Here is a 22,828-nt window from a genome sequence, read left to right on the forward strand (position 1 = left end):
CCCAAGATGCCGCCATGATGCCGCCCGAGGCTGCCGCTCGGTCAGGACCGGGGAGTTACGGTGAGGGCGGGCATCGGCCGGCGGCGGGCGAAGACGCCGGGGTGGACGCGTGATTTTGGCGCGGACGATGATTCCGGGCGGACGAAGATTTCGGGCGGACGAAGGGGAACGGACCGTGGCAGGAGCATCGAGGGCCGACGCCTGGATCCGGCGGTTCCATCCCTCCCCCCAGGCCACTGCCCGCGTCGTCTGCCTGCCGTACGCCGGTGGGGCCGCGCCGTACTACTTCCCCCTCTCGAAGGCGCTGTCGCCCATGACGGAGGTGCTGGCGGTCCAGTACCCGGGCCGGCAGGACCGGTACAACGAAGCCTGCATCGAGGACATGGCGACCCTCGCCGACCGGATCACCGACGAGCTGATCCCGTGGACCGACCGCCCGCTCGTGCTCTTCGGCCACAGCATGGGTGCCGGCGTGGGCTTCGAGATCGCGCTCCGGCTCGAAGAGCGAGGGATCAGGCCGCTCGGACTGTTCGCGTCCGCGCGGCGCGCTCCCTCGATCGCCGGTGACCAGCGCCACCACCTGGCCAGCGACGAGGAGTTGGTGAAGGAGCTGGTACGGCTGAACACATCCAACGCCGAACTACTCGCCGACGCTTCGCTGTTGCCCCTCGTGCTGCCGACCATCCGCAGTGACTACCGCGCCTCCGAGCTCCACCTGAGCCCGTCGTCCGCGCGGCTGCACTGCCCGATCATCGCCCTGACCGGCGACGACGATCCCGTGGTGGCCGCCGACGACGTGAAGGGCTGGAGCCGGCACACCTCGGGCGACTTCCGGATGCGGGTCTTCCCGGGTGGGCACTTCTACCTCGACGACCATGCCAAGGCGGTCCGGCAGGAGATCACCGAACACATCGCGTCCGCGGCCTGATGCCACGGCGGCAACGCCGGTAACTGCCTCTCTCCGTCCACCCGTTCCCGCCCGGGAGCGCAGGCCGTCGTGCGCGGGCTGCCTCCGGCCTGCCTCCCCAGCTGCCCGTCGACGCGGTCGGACTCGAGTACGGTAGCGCCGCACGACGCAGGAAGCCCTCTGAAAGGCGCGCCAGGTGACAGGAGACAGCATGACCGACCCGGGTGCCGGTGCCGGTGTCGGAGAGCGCAAGCGCCGCAAGGGGGTGCTGCGACACCGCGACTTCCGGTTGCTGTGGATCGGCGAGACCACGAGCAAGGTCGGCAGCAGTATGTCGATCGTCGTGATGCCGTTGGTGGCGATGACGACGCTGGACGCCAGCACCTTCCAGGTGAGCGCGCTCGCCGCGTTGACCTGGCTGCCGTGGCTCGTGGTGGGCCTGCCGGCCGGTGCGTGGGTCGACCGACTGCCCAGCCGCCGCGTCATGCTGGTCTGCAACGCGGTCTCCCTGGTCAGCCTCGGGAGTGTGCCGGTCGCCGCCTGGACGGGTGTGCTGACCATCTGGCAGATGATGATCGCGGCGCTCGTCGCCGGCACCGCGGCGGTCTTCTTCGAGACCGCGTTCCAGGTCTATGTACCCTCCCTGGTGCCCTCGGAAGAACTGGTCGAGGGCAACGCCAAACTGCAGGGCAGCGCCGCCGCGGCACATATCGCCGGGCCAGGGATCGGCGGTCTGCTCGCCCAAGCCGTCGGCGCGGTGTGGGGCGTGGCCGCGGACGCGCTGTCCTTCCTCGTGTCGTCGGCCTGTCTGGCGTCCATCCGGGACGACGCCGGGAGCGAACGGCCGCCCGCCCGCAAGAACGGGAGTCTCCTGCGGGACATCAGGGAGGGCCTGCGCTTCGTGTTCGGCGATCCCTATCTGCGTATCTTCACGCTGAACGGGGCGGCGGCGAATCTGGCGCTGCAGGGCTTCACGGCCGTCCTGGTGGTGTTCATGGTCAGGGAACTGGACGTCAGCGCCGGTGCGGCCGGCCTCGCGATGGCCGGAACCAGCGTGGGGGGAGTGATCGGGGCGACGATCGTCCCGTGGGTCACCCGCCGTTTCGGCAGCGCGCGCGGCGTGCTGCTCGGTCAGGTGACGGTCCCCTTCGCGTTGCTCATCCCGTTGGCAGGACCGGGCGCGGGACTGACGCTCGTGGTGGTGGGCGGACTCATCATCTCGCTCGGCGTCATGATCGTGTCCGTGGTGAAGCGCAGCTTCGTGCAGGAGTACTGCCCCCGGCCGATATTGGGCCGTGTGATGGTCAGCATGCAGTTCCTCAACTACGGGGCCATACCGGTCGGCGCACTGCTCGGGGGCGCCCTGAGCAGTGCGTTCGGATTGCGCGCCACGGTCTGGGTGATGACGAGCGCGTTCGTACTGACCACCTTGATGCTGCTGTTCAGTCCCATCCGCCGGCATCGAAACCTGCCCACCGCGCCTCCCGGACAGACGGAAGCCGACAGCCGGCCGGTCGCCCGGTGACCAGGCCGGACGCTGTGTGATCTGCTCCCCGCACATCGGTGCCCGCGCCTTCCTGTACGACACCCACGGCCCCGACGCTCCCGCCCCCTGCCGAGGCGCCGTTCCGTGGCTGGGGACAGCCACCGGCGTTCTGCCGCTCAAGGTGCCGCAGGCCGCCGGTCGAGCGCACTAGCGTGAGACAAACCTGACCTCTTGAAAGGAACCGAGCGATAGCGGGCGATGACGCCACAGGCTCGGGCAAGGAATTGGAGCCCCAGGTTGTTCTCACCCACCGTCAGACAGCAGGGTCTGTGGTTTCTGAGCCGGCAGGAAGGGCCGTCCCCGACGTACAACGTGCCGCTCGCCCTGTACCTCGAAGGGGATCTGGACCCCGAAGCCCTCCGGCTCGCCCTGGGTGATGTGGTCGGCCGCCATGACACACTGCGCACGGTCTTCGAGGACGTCGACGGCAACCCCCGCCCGCGCGTCCTTGAACACGAGGACGACGGCGTCGCACTCTCCGTGGCCGACGTCGCCGAGGAGGAGCTCGACGCGGCCCTGGTCAGGCTGAGCCGGATCCCCTTCGACCTCGGGAAGGACCGCCCGCTGCGCGCCCACCTGCTGGCCACCGGCGAGCGCGGGCACGTACTCCTCCTGGTGATGCACCACATAGCCACCGACGGCGCTTCGGTGCGGCCGCTCGTCAAGGACCTCGGCGAGGCCTACCGTGCGCGCACCGAGGGGAACGCGCCGGACTGGGAGACGCTCGCCACGACGTACGGCGCATATGCCGAGTGGCAGCGCGAGGACCTCGGCGACCCGTCGGACCCGGAGAGCGAGGCCGCCCGGCAACTGTCGTACTGGCGTCAGGCGCTCGCCGGTCTGCCCGAGGAAGCCCTGATCCGGCCGGACCGTCCGCGTCCCGCCGTCGCGTCGCACCGGAGCCGGACCCATACCGTCGGCTGCTCCCCGCGGATCCACGCCCGGCTCCTGGAGATCGCCAAGGAGACCGGCACCACGCTGTTCATGGTGCTCCAGGCAGCGACCGCCGTCCTGCTGTCCCGGACCGGCGCGGGCGACGACATCCCGATCGGTGTGCCCGTCGAGGGCCGGGACGACGAGGACCTGGAGGACCTGGTCGGCTTCTTCGTCAACAGCGTCGTGCTGCGGACGAGCACCGCGGGCAACCCGTCCTTCCGTGAGCTGCTCCAGCGGGTCCGCGACACCGACATCGCCGCCTGGTCGCACCAGGACGTGCCGTTCGACTGGGTCGTCGAGGACCTCAACCCCGAGCGATCCCACCAGCGCAACCCGCTCTTCCAGGTCCTCATGACCGTGAAGGACTCCGACGCCGGGGCGGTGGAGATGGCCGCCGGGCTGAGCGCCCGTATCCGCCCGGTCGACCTCGGCACCGCCAAGTTCGACCTCTCCGTCGGCTTCACCCCGGAGCGCACCGCGCACGGCGTCCCGGACCGCCTGATGGTCGAGGTCGAAGGCGCCACCGACCTCTACGAGGAGGCGACGGTACGCGCCGCCGCCGAGCGTCTGGCCCGGGTCCTGGAGGCGGCGGCAGCCGACCTCGACCGGCCGGTCCTGGACATCGACCTGCTGGACGCGCGAGAGCGCCGGCACGTGCTCACCGAGTGGAGCGGCACCCTCGGGGCCCGTCCCGCCGCCACGCTCACCGAGCTGTTCGAGTTCCAGACGGCGGACAGGCCCGACGCCGTGGCCGTCGTGGACGGAGCCGAGCGCCTCACCTACCGCGAGCTGAACGCGCGCGCCAACCGCCTCGCGCGGCTGCTCCGGGCGCGTGGGGCGGGCCCCGAGGAGCGCGTCGCGGTGCTGCTGCACCGCTCCGCCGACCTGGCCGTCGCCCTCCTGGCCGTCCTCAAGACGGGCGCGGCCTACCTGCCGGTGGACCCGGCCTATCCGGCGGAGCGCGTCTCGGTCGTCTTCGAGGACGCGCGGCCCGCACTGGTCGTCACGTCCGAGTCCGCGGCGGACCTGCTGCCGCCGACGACGGCGGCGCCGATCCGGCTCGGTGACGAAGGCGTCGAATCCGATCTCGCCGCCCAGGACCCCGCCGACCTCACCGACGCCGACCGGATCGCACCGCTCGACCCCCGGCACCCCGCCTACGTGATCTACACCTCCGGCTCCACCGGCCGCCCCAAGGGCGTCGCCGTCCCGCACGCGGGCGTGGTCGCGCTCCTGGACGCCACGCGTGAGCGGTTCGCCTTCGACGGCGACGACGTGTGGTCGTGGTTCCACTCGTACGCCTTCGACATGGCGGTGTGGGAGATGTGGGGCGCCTTCGCGTACGGCGGCTCCCTGGTCACCGTCCCTTACGAGGTGTCGCGCTCACCGCGGGACTACCTGGCCCTCCTCGCCGAGGAGAAGGTCACGGTCGCGTGCCAGACCCCGTCGGCCTTCTACCCGCTCATCGCGGAGGAGGCCAGGAGCACACCCCAACTCGCGCTGCGCACCGTGGTCTTCGGTGGTGAGGCGCTCGACCTCGCGCAGCTCGCCCCCTGGTACGACCGGCACCCGGACGACGGCGTGAGGCTGGTCAACATGTACGGCATCACCGAGACGACCATCCACACCACGTATCTGGCCCTCGACGCGCGCACGGCGGCCCGGTCGCCGGGGCGCAGCCTGGTGGGGCTGCCGGTCGCGGGCCTGCGCACCTTCGTCCTGGACGGCCGGCTCCAGCCGGTACCGGTCGGTGTGGTGGGTGAACTGTACGTGGCGGGACCGCAGTTGGCGCGCGGCTATCTGAACCGGCCGCATCTGACCGCCGAGCGGTTCGTGGCCTGCCCGTTCGAGAGCAACGGCGAGCGCATGTACCGCAGCGGCGACCTGGCCCGCTGGACCCCGCAGGGGCAGCTGGAGTACGTGGGCCGCGCCGATCACCAGGTCAAGATCCGCGGATTCCGCATCGAACCGGGCGAGATCCAGGCCGCGCTCGCCGAACACCCCGACATCGTGCGCAGTGCTGTGATCGTGCGCGAGGACACGCCGGGTGACAGGCGCCTCGTCGCCTACGTCGTGGCCGGCGAGGCCGGGGTGTCACCCAGCGATGTCCGAGGCCGGCTGCAGCGCAGGCTTCCCCACTACATGGTGCCGACGATCGTGCCGGTCGACGACCTGCCGCTCACGGTGAACGGCAAGCTCGACCGCGGGGCGCTTCCCGCGCCGGGTGCCGCGGGCCGGGCCGGCGACCGCTCCCCGATCACGACCCGCGAGCAGATCCTCTGCGAGCTGTTCGCCGAAGTGCTCGGCCTGCCCCTGGTCAACCCCGAGGACGGCTTCTTCGAGCTCGGAGGTCACTCACTGCTCGCCACCCAGCTGGTCAACCGCGCGCGGGCGGTCCTGGGGGTCGAGCTGCACGTGCGTGAGGTGTTCGAGCATCCGACCCCCGCCGACCTGGCCCGGGTGGCCCGGGAGGCCATCGCGGACCGCCCGGCGCTCGTTCCGATGGAGCGGCCACCACGCGTTCCGCTCGCGTTCCAGCAGCAGGGCCTCGGGTTCCTGCAGCGCTTCAACGGCCTCACCAGCGCCTACAACAACCCCTACGCCCTGCGGCTCACCGGTGGACTGGACCCCGAGACCCTGCGGCTGGCCCTGCGGGACGTCATCGACCGGCACGAGATCCTGCGTACGGTGTACCGGACCATCGACGGCGAACCCCACCAGGTCCTTCTCGACGACCCCACCCGGGCACCGGACTTCTGGCAGCAGCGGGAGTGCGACCCCGACGGGCTCGACGCGCTGCTCCGGGCGGAGGGGAACCGGCCCTTCGACCTGTCCGCCGAACTGCCGCTGCGCGCCCTGCTGCTGCGCACGGGACCCGAGGAGCATGTGCTCCTGCTGGTCTTTCACCACATCGCCGCGGACGGCTGGTCGGTCGATCCGCTCTTCTCCGACCTCGCCACGGCCTTCGCCGCCCGTGCCGGCGGGAAGGCCCCGGAGTGGCGTCCACTGCCCGTCCAGTACGCCGACTACGCGCTGTGGCAGCGGGCCCTGTTCGCGCCGGACGTGCGGGACCGCCACCTGGACTACTGGGTGCGGACCCTGCGCGACCTGCCGCGTCAGCTGCCGGTCAACACCGACCGGCCGCGGCCGGACACGGCGGGGCAGCACGGCGCCCACGTGGGCATCGCCATCGACGCCGACCTCCACGCCAGGCTGATCGAACTGGCGCAGAACCATCGCGCCACCCTGTTCATGGTGCTGCACGCCGCCTTCGTCGGCCTCCTTCACCGCAATGGCGCCGGCACCGACATCCCGATCGGCATCAACGCCTCCGGCCGCGACGACGACGCCCTGCGCCACCTCATCGGCATGTTCGTCAACACCCTTGTCCTGCGCGTCGATGCGGGCGGCGAGCCGACGTTCCAAGAGCTCCTTGAGCGCGTGCGGGAGACCGACCTCGACGCCACCGTCCACCAGGAAGTGCCCTTCGAGCAGGTCGTGCGGGCGGTGAACCCGCCGCGCACGGCCGCCCCCAACCCGCTCTTCCAGGTGATGTTCAGCGTCGGCACCAAGCAGGCGGCCCTCGAAACCCGACTGGCGGGGCTCCGCACGGAGGTGACCGCCCTGGAGACCACGGCCCCCAAGTTCGACCTCACCCTGAACCTGACGCAGCACCGGACGGCCACCGGGAGGCCCGGCGGCATCACCGGAGAGCTGCAGTACGACACGGCTCTGTTCGACCACACCACCGCCGAAGCCATGGTCGAGGAGTTCACCTCGCTCGTGGCCGAGTTCGAGGCCGACCCCTCGCGCCCGATCAGCGGGCAGGCCTCCCCTTCGGGGAAGGCGTCCGTCACCACCAGGGCCCCCCGGCCACCGGCGGCCCCGGCCGACGGCGGACCCGGCCCGCACCCGCGGACCACCGCGGCGCCCAACGCGTACACGCAGGCGGTCGCGGAGATCTTCGCGAAGGTCCTCGGGGTGCCGTCCGTGGGCCCCGAGGAGAACTTCTTCAACCTCGGCGGCTATTCGCTGCTCGCCGCCGAACTCGTCGAAGAACTGCGGTCCACGCTCGGTGTCGACGTCGCCATCCGTGACCTCTTCCGCGCGCCGACCGTGGCGGGGCTCATCGAGCAGACGCGCATGGGTGAACAGTCCGGGAACACCACGCTGTTGCCCCTGCGGACGTCCGGCGATCGCCCCCCGCTGTTCTTCGTCCATCCCGCGATGGGCCTGAGCTGGTGCTACAGCCACTTCCTGCCGCATGTTCCGGCGGATCGTCCGGTGTACGGACTCCAGGCCGGGGGAGGGACGACGCGGCCGGTCACGGTCGAGGAGATGGCCGAGGCCTACCTGGAATCGGTCCGCGAAGTGCAGCCGCACGGCCCCTACCATCTGCTCGGCTGGTCCTTCGGCGGGCTGGTCGCCCACGCGATGGCGACCCGACTGCAGCAGGACGGCGAGGACGTGTCGCTGCTCGGCGTCCTCGACGCCTACCCGGCCGACCCGACGGCCGGCCCGGTGGCCCCGGACCTGCGCAAGGCCGTCGCGTCGCTGCTCCACGATCCGACCACCCTCACCGACGAGCACGAGATCCACGACATCGCCCAGGCCGTGCGGTTCCTGCGCGACAAGGACCTCATCCTCGGCTCGTTCGACGACCGGACGATCCGTACGGCACTGGTGTCGACCACCCACCATGTCGCTCTCGCCCACGCGTTCACCCCCCGCCTCTATACGGGAGACCTGCTGCTCCTGCGCGCGATGTCCGACATCCACGGGGAGCCCCCTCCTCCGCAGGTGTGGGAGACGTACGTGGAGGGCCGGGTCATCGACCACCAACTGGACTGCGGACACCAGGAGATGAGCGACCCCGGGACCGCTGTCGAGATCGGCGCCGTCATCAGGCGGGCCCTGTCCGGGTCGAGCGTGACCACGGCCGACGCTTTGCCGGTCGAACCCGACCAGGAGACAGCCACCGCATGAGCGACCGACGCGCGGACTCAGCTTGGACCGTACGGAACGATGCCCGTGCCCTGACGACGGCAGAACGTCGACGAGACGAGTAGTGATGGTGAGCGTGGACAACGAAATCCAGCAGGGGCTCCGCGAGGTGTTCGCGGACGTCCTGGGCGTGGCTCGCGTGGAGGCGCAGGACTCGTTCCTCGCCCTGGGCGGCGACTCGCTGACCGCACTCCGGCTGAGCAAGCGGATACGCGCCCGGCTCGACGTGGAGCTGACGGTACGGGACGTCTTCGACGCCGGGACGCCGGCCGCCCTGGCCTCCCTGATCGCCGGGGCGCGAACCGCGCGGCCCCAGGACCCGCCGCCCGAAGCGCACCGGGACAGCGCCCCGCTGAGCTTCGCCCAACACGGCGTGTGGTTCCGCGAGCGGTTCGAGGGGCCCGGCGCCGACCTCACCGTGCCGCTCGCACTGCGGCTCGAGGGCACCCTCGACCGGGACGCGCTGCGCGCCGCCCTGGACGACGTGGTCGCCCGGCACGCGGCGCTGAGGACCGTGCACCGCGCCGTCGACGGCGTACCGACGCAGCAGGTGGTCGAGGCGCGCGCCGGGTTCCACTTCGAGCGGGTCGCGCAGGAGGCACTCGACGCGCGCCTCGCCGGCCTCGCCGCGTACACCTTCGACCTCACCACCGAGATCCCGCTGCGGACCTGGCTCCTGCGGACGGGCCCTGAGGAGCACGTCCTGCTGTGCCTCGCGCACCGCATCGCCGTGGACGAGACATCCCTCGGAATCCTGGCCGGGGACCTCCACACGGCCTACTCGGCCCGTCTCGCCGGCGCCGCCCCCGATGGGCGACAACCGAACGCGCGGTACGTGGACTTCGCGTTCCGCCAGCGGAACCGGGCGCGTACGGACCCGCTCGGCGCGTCCCGGCTCACGGAGCGCGTCAAGGCCCTCACCGGCATGCCGGACGAACTGGCCCTGCCCTACGACCGGCCCCGGCCGGCCGCCCTGTCGCACCGCGGCGGGGAGACACGGTTCCACCTCGGCGCCGAAGCCCACGGACAGCTGGCCGAGTTGGCCCGGGAGCGGCACGCCACCCTTTTCATGGTGGTCCAGGCCGCGGTGGCGACCGTGCTCGGCAAGCTCGGCGCCGGCGACGACATCCCCCTCGGCACCCGCGTCACGGGCCGCGTCGACGCCGCCCACGACGAGGTCGTCGGCCGGTTCGAGAACCTGCTCGTCCTGCGCACCGACGTCTCCGGCGACCCCGGCTTCGCCGACCTGGTCTCCCGGGTCCGCGAGGCGGACCTCGACGCCTACGCCGACCAGGACATCGCGTTCGAGCAGCTGGTGCACGCGGTCAATCCGCCCCGCTCGCAATCCCGGCACCCCCTCTTCCAGGTCCTCGTCACCACCGGGCCGGGCGCACCGGCGATCCGTCTGGCCGGCCTCGTGGCACAGCGGCTCGACCGGTGGCGCGCACCGGTCCGGCACGACCTCACCGTCCACTTCGAGGCGCGGCACACCGCGGACGGCACCCCCGACGGCCTCGACGTCGAGGTCGGCTACAGCACGGACCTCTTCGACCGGGACACCGCGCAGGCCCTGGGCGAACGGCTGCTCCGGGTGCTCACCGCCGCGGCCGGCGACCCACTGCGCAGGCTCGGGGAGATCGACGTACTCGATCCGGCCGAACGGCATCGGCTGCTGGTCGAGTGGAACGACAGGGCGACGTTCGACGTCCCCCGCGTCACCCTGCCCGACCTGCTCGCGGCCCAGGCCGCCCGCGCCCCCGGGCTGCCCGCCGTGCAGATGGACGACACCGTCCTCACGTACGCCGAACTCGACGCCCGGTCCAACCGCCTGGCTCGGCACCTGATCGCCCACGGCGTCGGCCCGGAGACCGTGGTGGCGCTCGCGATGCCCCGCTCCGTCGACGTGATCGTGGCCCTGTGGGCGACGCTCAAGGCCGGCGGCGCCTATCTGCCCATCGATCCGAGCTACCCCGCCGACCGCATCGCGTTCATGCGCGAGGACGCCAAGCCCGTCCTCACCCTGACCGAACCCGTGGACGTCGACCACCTGCCGGCGACCGCCATCACGGATGCCGACCGCCTCGCGCCGCTGCGCCCCGAACACCCCGTCTACGTCATCTACACCTCCGGCTCCACCGGCCGCCCCAAGGCCGTCGTCATGCCGGGCCACTCCCTCGTCAGTCTGCTCACCTGGTACGGGACCACCCTCACCCCGGGCCGGATGGCGCAGTTCTCCTCGCTGAGCTTCGACACCTCCGCCTTCGAGGTCCTCTTCGCCACCCTCAGCGGCGGCTGCCTCGTGGTGCCGCCCGAGGAAGTGCGGCGCGACATCGATCTGTTCGCGCGCTGGCTCGTGGACCACGACGTCCACGACATGAACCTGCCCAACCTGGTGCTCGACGCCCTCTGCGAGGTCACGGAGCGCACCGGCATCGAGCTTCCCGAGCTGCGGATGATCGCCCAGGGCGGCGAGGCGCTGACCCTCTCGCCGCGCCTCATGCGCTTCTTCGAGCCGCCCCGGCGCCGACTCGACAACTACTACGGGCCCACCGAGACCCATCTGGCGATCGCCCACTCCTTCCCGGCGGCGCCCGCCGACTGGCCCGACGAGCCGCTGCTCGGCCGGCCGATCGGCAACATGCGCGGGTACGTGCTCGACGGCCGGATGAAGCCCGTGCCGGCCGGTGTCGTGGGCGAACTGTATCTGGCGGGCGAACAGCTCTCCCGCGGCTACCTCAACCGTCCGGGCGCGACGGCGTCCCGCTTCGTCGCCAACCCCTTCGACCGGCCGGGCAGCCGGATGTACCGCACCGGCGACTTGGTGCGGTGGCGCAAGGACGGCCACCTGGTCTTCCTCGGCCGGGTCGACCACCAGGTGAAGATCCGCGGCTTCCGCATCGAACTCGGCGAGATCGAGGACGTGCTGCGCCGCCATCCCACCGTGGCGCAGGCGGCGGTGCTCGCTGTCGAGGACCGCCCCGGCACCAAGCGCCTGGTCGCCTATGTGGTCTCCGAAACCGGCCCGGTGGACCCCGCCGCGCTGCGTGCGCACGTCGCCGGGACGCTGCCCGACTACATGGTGCCGTGGGCGTTCGTCCAGCTCGACGAGATGCCGCTCAACCCCAACCGCAAGCTGGACCGCAAGGCCCTGCCCGCGCACCGGGGCCACACCGCGGGGCGTGCCCCGCGCACTTCCGTGGAGAAGGCGCTGTGCGGGATCTACGCCGAGGTGCTCTCCGCGTCGGCTGTCGGCATCGACGACGACTTCTTCGATCTGGGCGGCAGTTCGCTGACCGCGCTCGAACTGACCGCGCGCATCGGTGCCGCCCTGGGGGTCGAACCACCGCTCAGGACGGTCTTCGAGCAGCCCACCCCGGCAGCACTGGGCCGGCTCATCGAGGCCCGCGAGGGGGAGCACCGCCCCCAGGAGCCGGGCAGCGTGCGGGACGCGGGACCCACCGCCTCGCCCACCGCGTCCGCGGACAGGAGTCGCGCGGCCGCCACGGAGGGCCGGCGCCAGGGCCTGTCCGGTGCCGTCCCGGGCCGGCGTCCGGGCCTGCCCGGCCCCGAAGCGCGCACGAGCCTGCTGCGCGATCTGTTCGCCGAGGTCCTGGAGAGCGACCCGGTGTCCGAGGACGACAACTTCTTCGCCCTGGGCGGCCATTCACTGCTCGCCACCCGTCTGCTCAACCGCGTCAAGGACGACTTCGGGGTCGAGGTCCCGCTGAAGTCCCTGTTCGACCACCCCACACCGGCGGGGTTGGCGGGGGCCCTCGACGCCGCTCGCGCAGCCCGCCCCGCGCTGCGGACCCGACCCGCGCTGCGGCCACGTCCGCGCGACACCACCTGATTCACGGGGGCGTACGCACCCCGAAGCGTCGGCGCTCCCGGCACAGCCTGGGAGCGCCGACGCTTTCAGCCGTCCGCGTCGACGACGCCCAGAGCCGACAGGCGTACGTCCGGATCGTCGAGGACCGCCTTGAGGACGGCCTTGTAGTCGTCGACGGCGCGCGCGATCGTGGTGCGCTCGTAGAGGGCGACGGGGAACTCCACGGTTCCGGTGATGCCGGCGGGCGCACCGTCGTCGTCGAGCCGCTCGGTCAGCGTCACGTCCAGATCGAGCTTGGCGGTGACACCGCGCATGGGCACCGGCTCGACGGCGAGGCCGTCCGCGGCGAACGCGAGCGGTGCGTGGTGCTCAAGGGCGAAACCCACCTGGAACAGCGGATTGCGGGAGACGACACGCGGCGGATTGAGCTCGTGGACGACAAGGTCGAACGGGACGTCCTGATGCCCGAACGCGGCCAGGTCCGCGTCGCGTACGTGCCGGAGGAACGCGCGGAAGGGGACGTCCCGCGACAGGTCGGTGCGCAGAACGACGGTGTTCGTGAGGAACCCGACCAGATCGTCGAAGGCCTCTTCCACCCGCCCCGCGACCGGGGTGCCGACGGGAATGTCGCTTCCCGCGCCGAGGCGGGCGAGCAGCGCGGCGAACCCCGCGTGCAACACCATGAACAGGGTCGTCCCCGTCTCCCGCGCCAGGTCCGCGAGGCCCCGGTGCAGCTCCGGCGGCACCGTGAACGCGACGGTGTCCCCGGACGAGTCGTACGCGCCCCGTCTCGGGCGGTCCGGCGGGAGCGTCACCTCGTGCGGCAGCCCCGCCAGCGTGTCCCGCCAGTGCCGCAGCTGCCGAGCCGCCAAGGAGTCCGCGTCGGCCGCGTCGCCCAGCGTGGCGAGTTGCCAGAGAGCGTAATCCGCGTACTGCAGAGGCTCGTTGGCCGGCCGGTCGGGGGCGCGCCCGGCGCGCCGGGCGGCATAGGCGGCCCCGAGGTCCCGCAGGAACGGCTCATGGGAACCACCGTCGAACACGATGTGGTGCATCACAAGGAGCAGCACATGGTCGCCCGCGCCGATCTCGATGAGGTGCGCTCGGATCAGGGGGCCGTCGGCCAGATCGAAGACATGGGAGTAGCAGGCCGTCAGGAGATCGGACAGGGCCGTCTCGGAGCTCCCGGCACGCCGCAACTCGACGTGGGCCTCGCCCGGCGACAGCAGGTACTGGAAGGGCTCGCCCTCGTCGGCGGGGAAGATCGTGCGCAACGCCTCGTGCCGGGTGACGACGTCGCCGATCGCGTGGCCGAGCGCGGTCGCGTCCAGGTCGCCGCGCAACCGCAGGGTGACGGGGACGTTGTAGGAGGCGCTCGGCCCCTGGATCTGGTCGAGCATCCACAGTCGCAGCTGGGCCGGCGAGAGCGGAACGTGCTCGGGGCGCGGCGTGACCCGCCGTGGTGCGGCCCCGGCGCCCCGGGCCGACCGCCGGATCAGGGCGCCGAGCCGGGCCGGTGTGGGCGCCCGGAAAACGGAGCCGAGTTCCAGATCGATCCCGAACAGCGCCCGGATCCGGCCGACCACCCGCACCGCCAGGAGCGACTGACCGCCGAGGTCGAAGAAGTCGCCGTGGACGTCGACGGACGCGACGCCCAGGACGTCGGCGAAGATGCCGCAGACGACCTCCTCGGCGGCCGTGCGCGGCTTGCGGAGCCCACCGTGCGAGGCCGTCGCCCCGGTGACGGCGTCGTCCCCGGCGCGCGGCGGGAAGTCGATCAGGCCGTCGGCCCCGCGTCGCGCGCTGTGTCCGGTGGGCCGGGGCGAACCGTCGTCGACGAGGGTGTGCAGCTCGCCGAGGACACCGAGCGGGGCGAGCCTGCCGGTGGCGTCGAGGACGCGGAGGGCGCGGGCGTGCGCGCCGTCCGGGACGTAGCGCACGCGCAGGCGCGGGTGATCCTCCAGGAGGGCCGACAGGACGCCGGGCGGCGGGAGTTCACCGGCGACGGTGACACGGCGCAGGCCGTCGAAGAGCGAGGGGTGCTGGGCGAGCATCGTGGCCAGCGTGCGCGTGGGCAGCCCCAGCGCGCCGGCGTCGTGCTCCCTGACGAGGTCCGCGACGCGCGTGGGGTCGGCACCGGCGCCCGCCACCACGGCGATGCCGTCGTGCGACCGCGCGAACCACCAGGGCCGGTCCGCCTCCCCGCCGGCCCCGGACGGGTCCAGCAGCAGGATGTCGCTGTCGCCGATGCCGTCGTCGTGCGGCCGCTCGGTGGCCGACTCCCCGGTCAGGAAAGGGCGTTCCCAGTCGAGCAGGAGATCGGGTCCGGACAGGTGCGCGTCGGGGTCCTCGGCGAGGGCCCCGAGGAGAAGGGTGAGCCGCTGCGAGATCGCGGCGGCCGATCGCTCGTCCCACAGGTCGGCGGCGTGGACGAGATGCCCCCGGAGGCCGGCCGGTTCGCCGTCGGCGTCCCAGGTCTCGGACAGGTCGAAGTACAGATCGAACTTGGCGGAGTGGAGTTCTACGGCCTCCGACTTCTGCATCGTCACCGAGAGGCCGGGAAAGTCCGGCTCGGCGGGCTCGTGGCTCTGGATGGTGAGAATGGTCTGGAACAGCGGGTGGCGACCGGGCAGACGCGGCGGCCTCACGATGTGAACGACGTCCTCGAACGGGGCGTCCTGGTGGTCGAACGCGTCCAGGTCGAAGTCCCGCACACGTGCGATGAGTTCACGGAAGGGGGGATCGCCCGACACGTCCGTGCGCAGCACGAGGGTGTTGACGAAGAATCCGACCAGGTCGTTGAGGGACTCGTCCGCACGCCCCGCGGTGACCGTGCCGACGGCGATGTCGTCGCCCGCTCCCAAGCGGTGCAACAGCGCTGCCAGAGCCGCGTGCACCACCATGAACAGGGTGCCGCCGCACTCCTGGCCGAGCGCGCGCAGCCTGCGATGAAGGACCGCGTCCGTGCTGAAGGGCACGGCGCCGCCCCGGTGCCCGGGTACCGACGGCCGCTCCCGATCGACGGGCAGCGGCAGTTCGGCCGGCAGACCCGCGAGCGCCGACCGCCAGAAGTCCAGTTGCGCGGAGAGCAGCGACGACGGGTCGTCGGCGGAGCCGAGCACATCGCGCTGCCACACGGCGAAGTCGGCGAACTGCACCGGCAGCGGCTCCCACGAGGGCCGAGCGCCGGTGCTGCGGGCCGCGTACGCCTGTGCCAGATCGTGCATCAGGGGACGTACCGACCACCCGTCGACCACGATGTGGTGGAGCACCAGCTGCAGGACGAACCGGCCTTCGGCCACGGTGAAGAGCACCGCCCTGACCGGTGCCTCCCGCGTCAGGTCGAAGACGTACCGGGCGTTCTCGTCGAGGGCGGCGACTTCGCCGCCGGGCAGGTCCACGACGTCGAGCCGGCCCGCCTCGACGTCGGCGGGTGCGATCAGCTGCCGCGGTGCGCCGTCCACCTCGGGAAAGCTCGTGCGCAGCGCCTCGTGCCGCGCGAGCACATCGCGGACCGCCGCGTCCAGCGCCTCGACGTCCAACGGCCCCTCGATCGCGGCCTGGACCACGACGTTGTACGTCCAGGCGGTCCGCTCGAAGCGGTCCAGGAGCCACAGCCGGTGCTGGCCGAATGAAACTGGAATCACGGCTCTCCCTCAGGCGTCTCCCGGCGACGTTAGAGGCAGCGCCTGCCCGGCACGGGCACTCCGTGCGGCACTACCGAGGCACTCGCGCAGGTCGTGAACGGGACAGGGGGCCGGCGCGCACAGGGCGCGGGCGCGGTGACGCACGAGCCGTCGCGACAGCCGACGCACGAGGTGACGCACGAGGTGACGTACGAGGAGAGGCGGGGCGAACTGCCGCCCGGCCGCCGCCGCCGCTGCCGATCCCGAAGCGCCAGGTCTCCTACGTTCGGGACGCATCGTATGCGGCCGTCGCAGCTCGACACAGGCAAGGTGGTGGGGATCCGGTGGGCGTTCTGTTCGATGACGCGGACGGTGGGTTCGTCGTCCTGGAGGGGGCGGACACGCGCACCGCGTCGCTGATCACCGCCAAGGAGCGGGACGCGCGTGGTGCCGCACCGGTGGCCGACGCGCCGGCTCCGGCCGGGAGGTAGCCCGTGGTGACCGGCGCGTACACGATCCTCGCCCTGGAGTTCCGAGGCGTCGGGGACCGGGCCGATTTCGGCTTTCTGACCCGTGAGGTCGACGGGGTCGACCTCACCCGTGTCGACCCGCTCGTCCACCATGTCGAGCAGCCGCTCGGACTCGCCGAGCAGGCCTCGCTGCTGGCCGAGGCCCTGCCGAACGCGCCCGCACTGGTCCTGGCGTACTGCGGCACGGCCGCTCTCGCGCTGCATGTCGCCGAGCTGACCGGCGCGCCCTCGTTGCTCGTGGACCCGTATCCCGTCACGGCCGACGACATGCGCCGCGACTTCATCGGTCTGTGCGAGTCGACCGGCGCCGATCCGACCGGCCTCGTGGACCCCGCGGCCGACCCCGATCCGGCGCGCTGGGCCAAGGAGCTGTACCGGGCCCGCGACGCCATGGCGGCACCGCACGGCGGCGACGACGTGGCCTATGAGCTGGTCGACGACATGCTCGACCGCTATCGCGCCTGGCTGCGCTTTCTGCAGGCGAGCAGGTCCGCCGCGCCCGCCGCGCCCGGCGGTGCGGTCACCGCGATCACGGCCCGGCCCGATCCGCGGCTCGGTCTGCTCCTCGTCGACAGCGGCGTCGCACAGGTGCACCGGGTGGAGGGCGGGACCGGAATTCTCGACTCGCCGGAGGTACGCGGCCTGCTGGCGGCCACCGTCGAACGGCACCGCCCCGCGAGCGACGCCCCGGGCGAGCCGGCAGCCGTCGATTTCCGTGATGGAGGGTGAGTTCATGCAGCGTGTACCGGTCGCCGCGCAGGCCACCTTCGAACAGGCCGTCCCCGACAAGCCCGGCGCGCACGCGGGCACCTTGCCCGCCCTGATCGGGGCGACCGCCGAGCGTGTCCCGGACGCGGTCGCCGTCGTGGCCGCGGGGGAGTCGGTCACGTACGCCGAACTCGTGGCGCGCGCACGCGGGCTGGGGCGTGAGCTGGTGCGTGCCGGCGCCGAGCCGGACGGGTTCGTCGGAGTCGCCGTCGACCGCTCGGTCGACAGCGTCGTCGCTCTCCTGGGCACACTGTTCGCCGGGGCCGCGTACGTTCCCATCGCCGTGGACCTGCCCGAGGACCGCGTCCGGCTCATCGCGTCCGACGCCACCCTGCGGCTCGTCACCGGTGTCGACGCGGCGATCGCCCGGGCCGCCGGCGCGCGTTTCGTGCCCGTCGACGCCCCGGCCGGGCTCGACACCGCCGCGCCCGCGCCCCCCGAGGTCCACCCGGACCAAGCGGCGTACGCGATCTTCACCTCGGGCTCGACCGGGCGCCCCAAGGGTGTGGTCATATCCCACCGCTCCGTGGTGGGATCGACCCTGGCCCGCTTCGGGGTCTACCCCGAGCCGGTGGCGTACGCGGTGCTCGCGCCGCTGACCATCGACGCCGCCGCCGCGGGGCTCTACTTCACCCTCGTGGCGGGCGGCCGGGTGGTGATACCGGACGAGGAGTCGATCCGCGATCCGCAACTCCTCGCCGACCTCCTCGTCGGCGAGCGGGTCAGCCACCTGGACGGGCTCCCCTCGCAGTACGCCGCGTTGCTGAGCTTCCACCCGGAAGCCGCGGCGGGCCTGCGCTGTGTGATCACCGGCGGCGAGGCCCTGCCGTTCCCGCTGGCACGCAAGCATGTGACCGACCTGCCGGGCGTGGAGCTGCACAACGAGTACGGTCCGACCGAAAGCACGGTGTGGGCCACCACGCACCGGTGCACGGACGCCGACACCGGCCCGCACGTCCCGATCGGCAGGGCGGTCGCGGGGTTGCGCGCCGAGGTCCTCGACGACGAGCTGCGGCCCGCGGCGCCCGGTGAGGCCGGCGAGATCTGGCTGTCGGGACCCGGGCTCGCGCGGGGCTATCTCGCCCGGGCGGCCCTGACGGCCGAGCGCTTCACCGCCCGTGTCGACCCGGGCGGATCCGGTGAACGCATGTACCGCACCGGCGACTTGGGCCATGTCGACGAGGCGGGGGAGATCGTGTACCACGGCCGTTCCGATCACCTGGTCAAGGTGCGGGGCCACCGGGTCGAACTCGGCGAGATCGAGGCGCGGCTCCGGGAGCACCCGGGCCTGCTCGATGTCGTCGTGGTCCCGCACAGCGGCGTCACCGGCGTCCGACTGGTCGCCGTGACCGTGCTCGCCGCCGACGCGACCGTGGGAGCGCGGGAGCTGACGGCCTTCGCGGCGCGCCGACTGCCCTCCTACATGCTGCCCGTCCTGTGGCGCAGTACCGACGCGCTGCCGCTGGCACCGGGCGGCAAGGTCGACCGGCTGCGACTGCGGGCCGAGGCGACCACCGTGGGCTCGGCGCTGCCCGCCTGACCCGCCACCCGACCAGACCCGCGTGGGGCGCACCGTCCCGCCGGGACACAGCACCGAGAAGCGGAGGTCCAGCACCATGATCGACCGTGCCGATGAAGTGAACCAGGCCCGGCAGGACGGCACGGGGACGAGCGACGCGGACGATGTGTCCGCGCTTGTGCTGTCCCTCGCGGGCGAACTCCTGGAGCGCGCCGACGTCGCGTTGGACGAGGACTTCTTCTCCGCCGGGGGCGACAGCGTCCTCGCGATGCACCTCGTCGGCCACCTGGCCCGGCAGACCGGCGTCAGGGTGCGGGTGTCGCTCCTCTTCAACCACCCGGTGCTGCGGGACTTCGTCGAGCAGGTCGAGCAGCTGCGCGCCGACAGCGACGCGTCCGAGGCCGCCGGTGCCGCGCCGGCCGGATCGCTGGCCGCCGCCCTGAACGCCCGGAGCGCCGCCGGTGCGTCGTGAACTCGAACCGGGACAGGCGGCGCTGGTCGCCGAGGTCGACGAGGTGCTCGACGCCCTCGGCCCGGACCCGGACGTCCACGAGGCGTTCGCGGCCCTCGGCGAGGCCCGCCTGATCGCCGTGCACTACCCCGCCGCGTACGGCGGCCGTGATCTGTCGTTCGCCCACCACGCGGCGGTGTCGGAACGCATCGGACTGCGCGGCCTGCCGGACGTGGCCCACCTGATCACCGTCCAGGGCGTCGGCTGCCCCATCCTCGTGTTCGGCACCGACGCGCAGCGCGGGCGCTGGCTTCCCGAGATCGCCTCCGGGCGTCTGCTCGCCAGCCTGTTGCTCTCCGAGCGTGACGCCGGCAGCGATCTGACGCGCATCACCACCCGTGCCCGGCCCGACGGCGACGGCTGGCTGATCAGCGGCCGCAAGACCTGGAGCCTGCTCACCCCGTGGTCGCGGGTCGCGCTGTGCTCGGTGCGGACCCGCAGGGAAAGCAGCCGCTACGACGGGATCTCGCTTTTCCTGGTCGACCTGGCCGACCCGGGCGTCGACATCGCGCCGACCCCGCGCGCCGCCGGTGAGCCTTACTACACGGTGACCCTGAACGACGTACGCGTCACACGTGACGCCCTCGTCGGCGAGGAGCACAAGGGGTGGGCGCTGCTGCCCACCGTGATCGGCTTCGAACGCGGGGGTTTCGACTACCTCACCCGGGCCCAGTCCTGGCTGGCCGCGGCGGGCGCGGAGCTCGCCGCCCTGCCGGCCGGCGAACAGGAGGCGCAGGCGGCCGATCTCGTACGGTGCGAGTTCCTGGTCGAGAGCGCCCGCGCGCTCGCCTACCACGCGGCCGGCACCGCCGACGGCCTGGAGACCGACGAGATCGACACCGCCTACGCCAAGCTCTCCAGCGGCCTGGCCGCGCAGGCCCTGACGCGTTGGGCCACCGAGGAGTTGCTGTCCCGCCCGGCCGCCGGCGAGGACGGCCGGCATCGTGCCGTGCTGCGCGCGGCGGCGGCCGAGGCCCCGGAGCTGACGGTCTCCGGCGGCGCGCAGGAACTCCAACTCGACCTCATCGCGGGCGAACTCATGATCGGCAGGTCCATCCGGTGAACCTCGAACTGGATCCCGTACAGCGCCGGCTGGTCGAGACCATCGCCAAGGGCGACGCGGCGGCGCCCCCGCAGGCCTCGGGCTGGGACGTGTTCGACGCCATCGGTCTGTCCGCGCTGCTGGCGCCGGAACCCGGCGCCGCACCGCTGCTCGGCACCCTCGAATGGTGCCTCGTCCTGGAGGAGCTGGGGGCCGGCCTTCGCTCCCACACGCTGGTGCGGTCGGTGCACGCCTTTCTCGACGTGTACGTGGCACGGGCGCGGGACGGGGCCGCCGCCGAGGCGTTCCGGACCTGGGCCGACGCGCAGGGCGCGGCGCCGCGCGCCGATGACCCGCTGCTGCTGCGGGAGGCCGACGACGTGTGGCGGTTCGTCGATCCGTGTCCGCCCGCGTTCGCCGCGCTGCCGGACGGGATCACCCTGGACGCCTCGACCGCGCGGGCCGTCCACGACCGTGGGCTGCTGCTGGTCGCCGCGTACGCGTGCGGAGTGGCACGACGCTGCCTCGCGTCGGCACAGGACCGTGCCGGTAGCAGGGTGGTCGCCGGCCGGCGCCTGCTCGAACACCAGGGCACCGGACATCGCATCGCGCGGGGCGCCGTCGATCTCACCCTCGCTCGCGCCGGGTTGTGGCGCGCGGCGCAGGCCGAGGACGAGTCGGAGCGCGCCGGACATCGGGCTCCGGCGGCAGCGGCGGCGTGTGTGTCGGCCGCACTGGACTGCGCCCATACGGTCGTCCAGGTCTTCGGCGCGGCCGGCACGAGCGCCCCGCAGGTCGTCGCGATGTTCCGTACGGCCTGCGCACTTCCGGCGGTGAGCGGCTCACCGCGTGCCCTGTGGGCCGAGGCCGGTGCACGCAGGATGAGAAGCCTCGTCTGACAACGGCGACGGCCGGTGCCACGAGAGTTCCTCGTGGCACCGGCCGTCGCCGTGCCGGGCGTCGCGGGCCGGACGAGACTTCGCGGACACGACCTCCCGGGCTCGTACACCTACGGCTCGCGGCTCACACGCCGGGTCAACGGTGCCGGGGCCTTGGGCGCCTGGGCCGCGCGGACCGCGAGCTCGGCGACCGTGGGGGCGGCGAAGACATCCGGGACGGAGATCTTCACACCGAGGCGCGTGCGGATCCTGGCGGCCAGGCGTATGGCGAGCTGGGAGTGCCCGCCGAGATGGAAGAAGTCGTCGTCCGTGCCGATGTCCTGCGGCGGCAACTCCAGTATCTCGGAGAAGAGTTCGCGCAGTGCGGCTTCCGCGTCGACGGTGGAGAGTTCGGTGGTCATGGCGATTCACTGCCCTGGGGTCGGAGTCGGGTGGGGTGGGGTGCCGGGCTGTTTCGGTTCCGGGGCGAGCGCGGTCGGTGTCATGTGCCGCCACACGACGGGCGTCAGGACGCACATCGCGGCGAAGGCCACCCAGAACGGGGCCGTGATGCCGAGGGCGCGGGCCACGAAACCGCCGAGCAGCGCGCCGATGGCGTAGCCGCCCATGCTGAAGAGCAGACAGACGCTGTTGACCCGGCCGAGCATCTCGGCCGGTGTGACCCGCTGGCGCAGCGTGACGCCGATGATGCCCCAGATCGTGGCGTGCGCGCCGAAGACGACCAGCGTGATCGCGGCCACCCAGGGCAGCCGCGTCGCCGCCAGGACGAGATGCGTCAGGGTCTCCGTGATCAGGCCGAACCTGAGGAGCGCGGCCGAACCGAACCGTGCCTCCAGGCGGGAGACCGCGAGGGTGCCCACCACGCCGCCCACGGCCGTGGCGGCGAGCAGGAAGCCATAGCCGACTTCGGTGAGGCCGAGACGTTCCCGCGAGAACAGCACGTACGTCGCGTAGGTGCCGCCGTACGTGACGTTCATGAGCCCCATGGTCACCGCGAGCGTGCGCAGCGCCCGGTGATTCCACAGCCAGCGCAGCCCCTCGGCCATCTCCTTGCGGATGGATCCACGGCGGGCGGGCCCGGCCCGTGCCGTGTCGACTGCGCCGGGCCCCCGGCGCGGCAGGCTGAGGACGAGCAGCGCGCCCAGGGCGTAACAGGCCGCGTCCATGCCGAACGGGACGGCGGCCGCGACGGCGAACAGCCAGCCGCCCAGGGGCGGTCCCGCGAACTGGTTGCAGACCATGCGGATGCCCGAGAGCCCGGCGTTGGCCCTGGGCAGATCGGCGTCGGCGACCACGCTCGGCAACAGCGCCTGGCCCGCGTTGTCCGACAGAGTGGCGCCGACGCCGAGCAGGAAGACCGCCGCGTAGACGGTGGGGACGTTCGCCCATCCCTGCCACACCAGAAGGGCGAGTGCACCCATCACCACCGCACGCATGACGCCCACGGCGCCCACGACCAAGCGGCGGTCGACGCGGTCCACCAGCACACCGCTGACGAGGGAGAAGAGCAGCCACGGCAGCTGTTGGGCGAACACCGCCCCCGCGACGACCGCCGGGTCGCCGCTGATGCTCGCCATGAGCAGCGGGCCGGCCGCGACCGTGACGCCGTCTCCGAGGGTGGACATACCGGAGGCGAGCCAGAGTCTGGCGAAGTCACCCTTGAAAAGGACAGTCATGAAGGCGAGATCCCGGTGAGCACGGTCGGAGCCGACGG

General features: G+C 72.4%; 13 protein-coding genes. 10 read left to right on the forward strand and 3 right to left on the reverse strand.

The window, feature by feature from the left end:
* Positions 1 to 175 precede the first annotated feature (175 nt).
* The 4 genes from PSQ21_RS30660 (at position 176) to PSQ21_RS30675 (ending at position 12,243) form a co-directional block, all read left to right on the forward strand.
* On the forward strand, positions 176 to 928 hold the full coding sequence (locus tag PSQ21_RS30660) for a thioesterase II family protein (protein ID WP_274034557.1): 753 nt from the start codon (positions 176 to 178) through the stop codon (positions 926 to 928).
* Positions 929 to 1,118: 190 nt separating this feature from the next.
* Positions 1,119 to 2,432 carry an MFS transporter gene (locus tag PSQ21_RS30665; RefSeq protein WP_274034558.1) on the forward strand — a complete coding sequence of 438 codons (1,314 nt, stop codon included), beginning with the start codon at positions 1,119 to 1,121 and terminating at the stop codon, positions 2,430 to 2,432.
* A gap of 258 nt (positions 2,433 to 2,690) precedes the next feature.
* Positions 2,691 to 8,375: a non-ribosomal peptide synthetase gene (locus PSQ21_RS30670; RefSeq protein ID WP_274034559.1), complete on the forward strand. Its 5,685-nt coding sequence runs from the start codon at positions 2,691 to 2,693 to the stop codon at positions 8,373 to 8,375.
* Positions 8,376 to 8,469: 94 nt separating this feature from the next.
* Positions 8,470 to 12,243 carry an amino acid adenylation domain-containing protein gene (locus tag PSQ21_RS30675; RefSeq protein WP_274034560.1) on the forward strand — a complete coding sequence of 1,258 codons (3,774 nt, stop codon included), beginning with the start codon at positions 8,470 to 8,472 and terminating at the stop codon, positions 12,241 to 12,243.
* A 65-nt stretch (positions 12,244 to 12,308) separates the two neighbouring features.
* Here the strand turns inward: PSQ21_RS30675 and PSQ21_RS30680 are convergent, their stop codons facing one another.
* Positions 12,309 to 15,866 (reverse strand): condensation domain-containing protein, encoded by a 3,558-nt coding sequence (locus tag PSQ21_RS30680; RefSeq protein WP_274034561.1) that lies wholly within the window; start codon positions 15,864 to 15,866, stop codon positions 12,309 to 12,311.
* Between the two features lie 323 nt (positions 15,867 to 16,189).
* On the opposite strand from PSQ21_RS30680, the gene PSQ21_RS30685 reads away from it, so the two are divergent.
* The 6 genes from PSQ21_RS30685 to PSQ21_RS30710 all read left to right on the forward strand — a co-directional run bounded on the left by PSQ21_RS30685 (position 16,190) and on the right by PSQ21_RS30710 (position 21,114).
* Positions 16,190 to 16,336, forward strand: a complete 147-nt coding sequence (locus tag PSQ21_RS30685) for a hypothetical protein (RefSeq protein WP_274034562.1) — start codon at positions 16,190 to 16,192, stop codon at positions 16,334 to 16,336.
* A 3-nt stretch (positions 16,337 to 16,339) separates the two neighbouring features.
* Positions 16,340 to 17,104 carry a hypothetical protein gene (locus PSQ21_RS30690; RefSeq protein WP_274034563.1) on the forward strand — a complete coding sequence of 255 codons (765 nt, stop codon included), beginning with the start codon at positions 16,340 to 16,342 and terminating at the stop codon, positions 17,102 to 17,104.
* Positions 17,105 to 17,108: 4 nt separating this feature from the next.
* The gene (locus tag PSQ21_RS30695; protein ID WP_274034564.1) at positions 17,109 to 18,683 is read left to right on the forward strand and encodes an amino acid adenylation domain-containing protein; all 1,575 of its coding nucleotides are present in this window, start codon (positions 17,109 to 17,111) and stop codon (positions 18,681 to 18,683) included.
* Between the two features lie 76 nt (positions 18,684 to 18,759).
* Positions 18,760 to 19,134: an acyl carrier protein gene (locus tag PSQ21_RS30700; protein ID WP_274034565.1), complete on the forward strand. Its 375-nt coding sequence runs from the start codon at positions 18,760 to 18,762 to the stop codon at positions 19,132 to 19,134.
* Positions 19,124 to 20,236 carry an acyl-CoA dehydrogenase family protein gene (locus tag PSQ21_RS30705; RefSeq protein ID WP_274034566.1) on the forward strand — a complete coding sequence of 371 codons (1,113 nt, stop codon included), beginning with the start codon at positions 19,124 to 19,126 and terminating at the stop codon, positions 20,234 to 20,236. The genes PSQ21_RS30700 and PSQ21_RS30705 overlap by 11 nt, the downstream gene beginning before the upstream one ends.
* Entirely contained in the window at positions 20,233 to 21,114 is an 882-nt protein-coding gene (locus tag PSQ21_RS30710; protein ID WP_274034567.1) for an acyl-CoA dehydrogenase family protein, read from the forward strand. The genes PSQ21_RS30705 and PSQ21_RS30710 overlap by 4 nt, the downstream gene beginning before the upstream one ends.
* A gap of 110 nt (positions 21,115 to 21,224) precedes the next feature.
* Here the strand turns inward: PSQ21_RS30710 and PSQ21_RS30715 are convergent, their stop codons facing one another.
* Entirely contained in the window at positions 21,225 to 21,515 is a 291-nt protein-coding gene (locus PSQ21_RS30715) for a phosphopantetheine-binding protein (protein WP_274034568.1), read from the reverse strand.
* 6 nt (positions 21,516 to 21,521) lie between these two features.
* Entirely contained in the window at positions 21,522 to 22,790 is a 1,269-nt protein-coding gene (locus PSQ21_RS30720) for an MFS transporter (protein ID WP_274034569.1), read from the reverse strand.
* Positions 22,791 to 22,828 lie beyond the last annotated feature (38 nt).

Origin of the sequence: Streptomyces sp. MMBL 11-1, assembly GCF_028622875.1 — a bacterium.
Classification (GTDB): Bacteria; Actinomycetota; Actinomycetes; order Streptomycetales; family Streptomycetaceae; genus Streptomyces.

Coding starts and splice junctions, on each gene's coding strand:
- PSQ21_RS30715 (WP_274034568.1), bottom strand. CDS start 21,515: ATGACCACCGAACTCTCCACCGTCGACGCGGAAGCCGCACTGCGCGAA.
- PSQ21_RS30695 (WP_274034564.1), top strand. CDS start 17,109: ATGCAGCGTGTACCGGTCGCCGCGCAGGCCACCTTCGAACAGGCCGTC.
- PSQ21_RS30700 (WP_274034565.1), top strand. CDS start 18,760: ATGATCGACCGTGCCGATGAAGTGAACCAGGCCCGGCAGGACGGCACG.
- PSQ21_RS30665 (WP_274034558.1), top strand. CDS start 1,119: ATGACCGACCCGGGTGCCGGTGCCGGTGTCGGAGAGCGCAAGCGCCGC.
- PSQ21_RS30720 (WP_274034569.1), bottom strand. CDS start 22,790: ATGACTGTCCTTTTCAAGGGTGACTTCGCCAGACTCTGGCTCGCCTCC.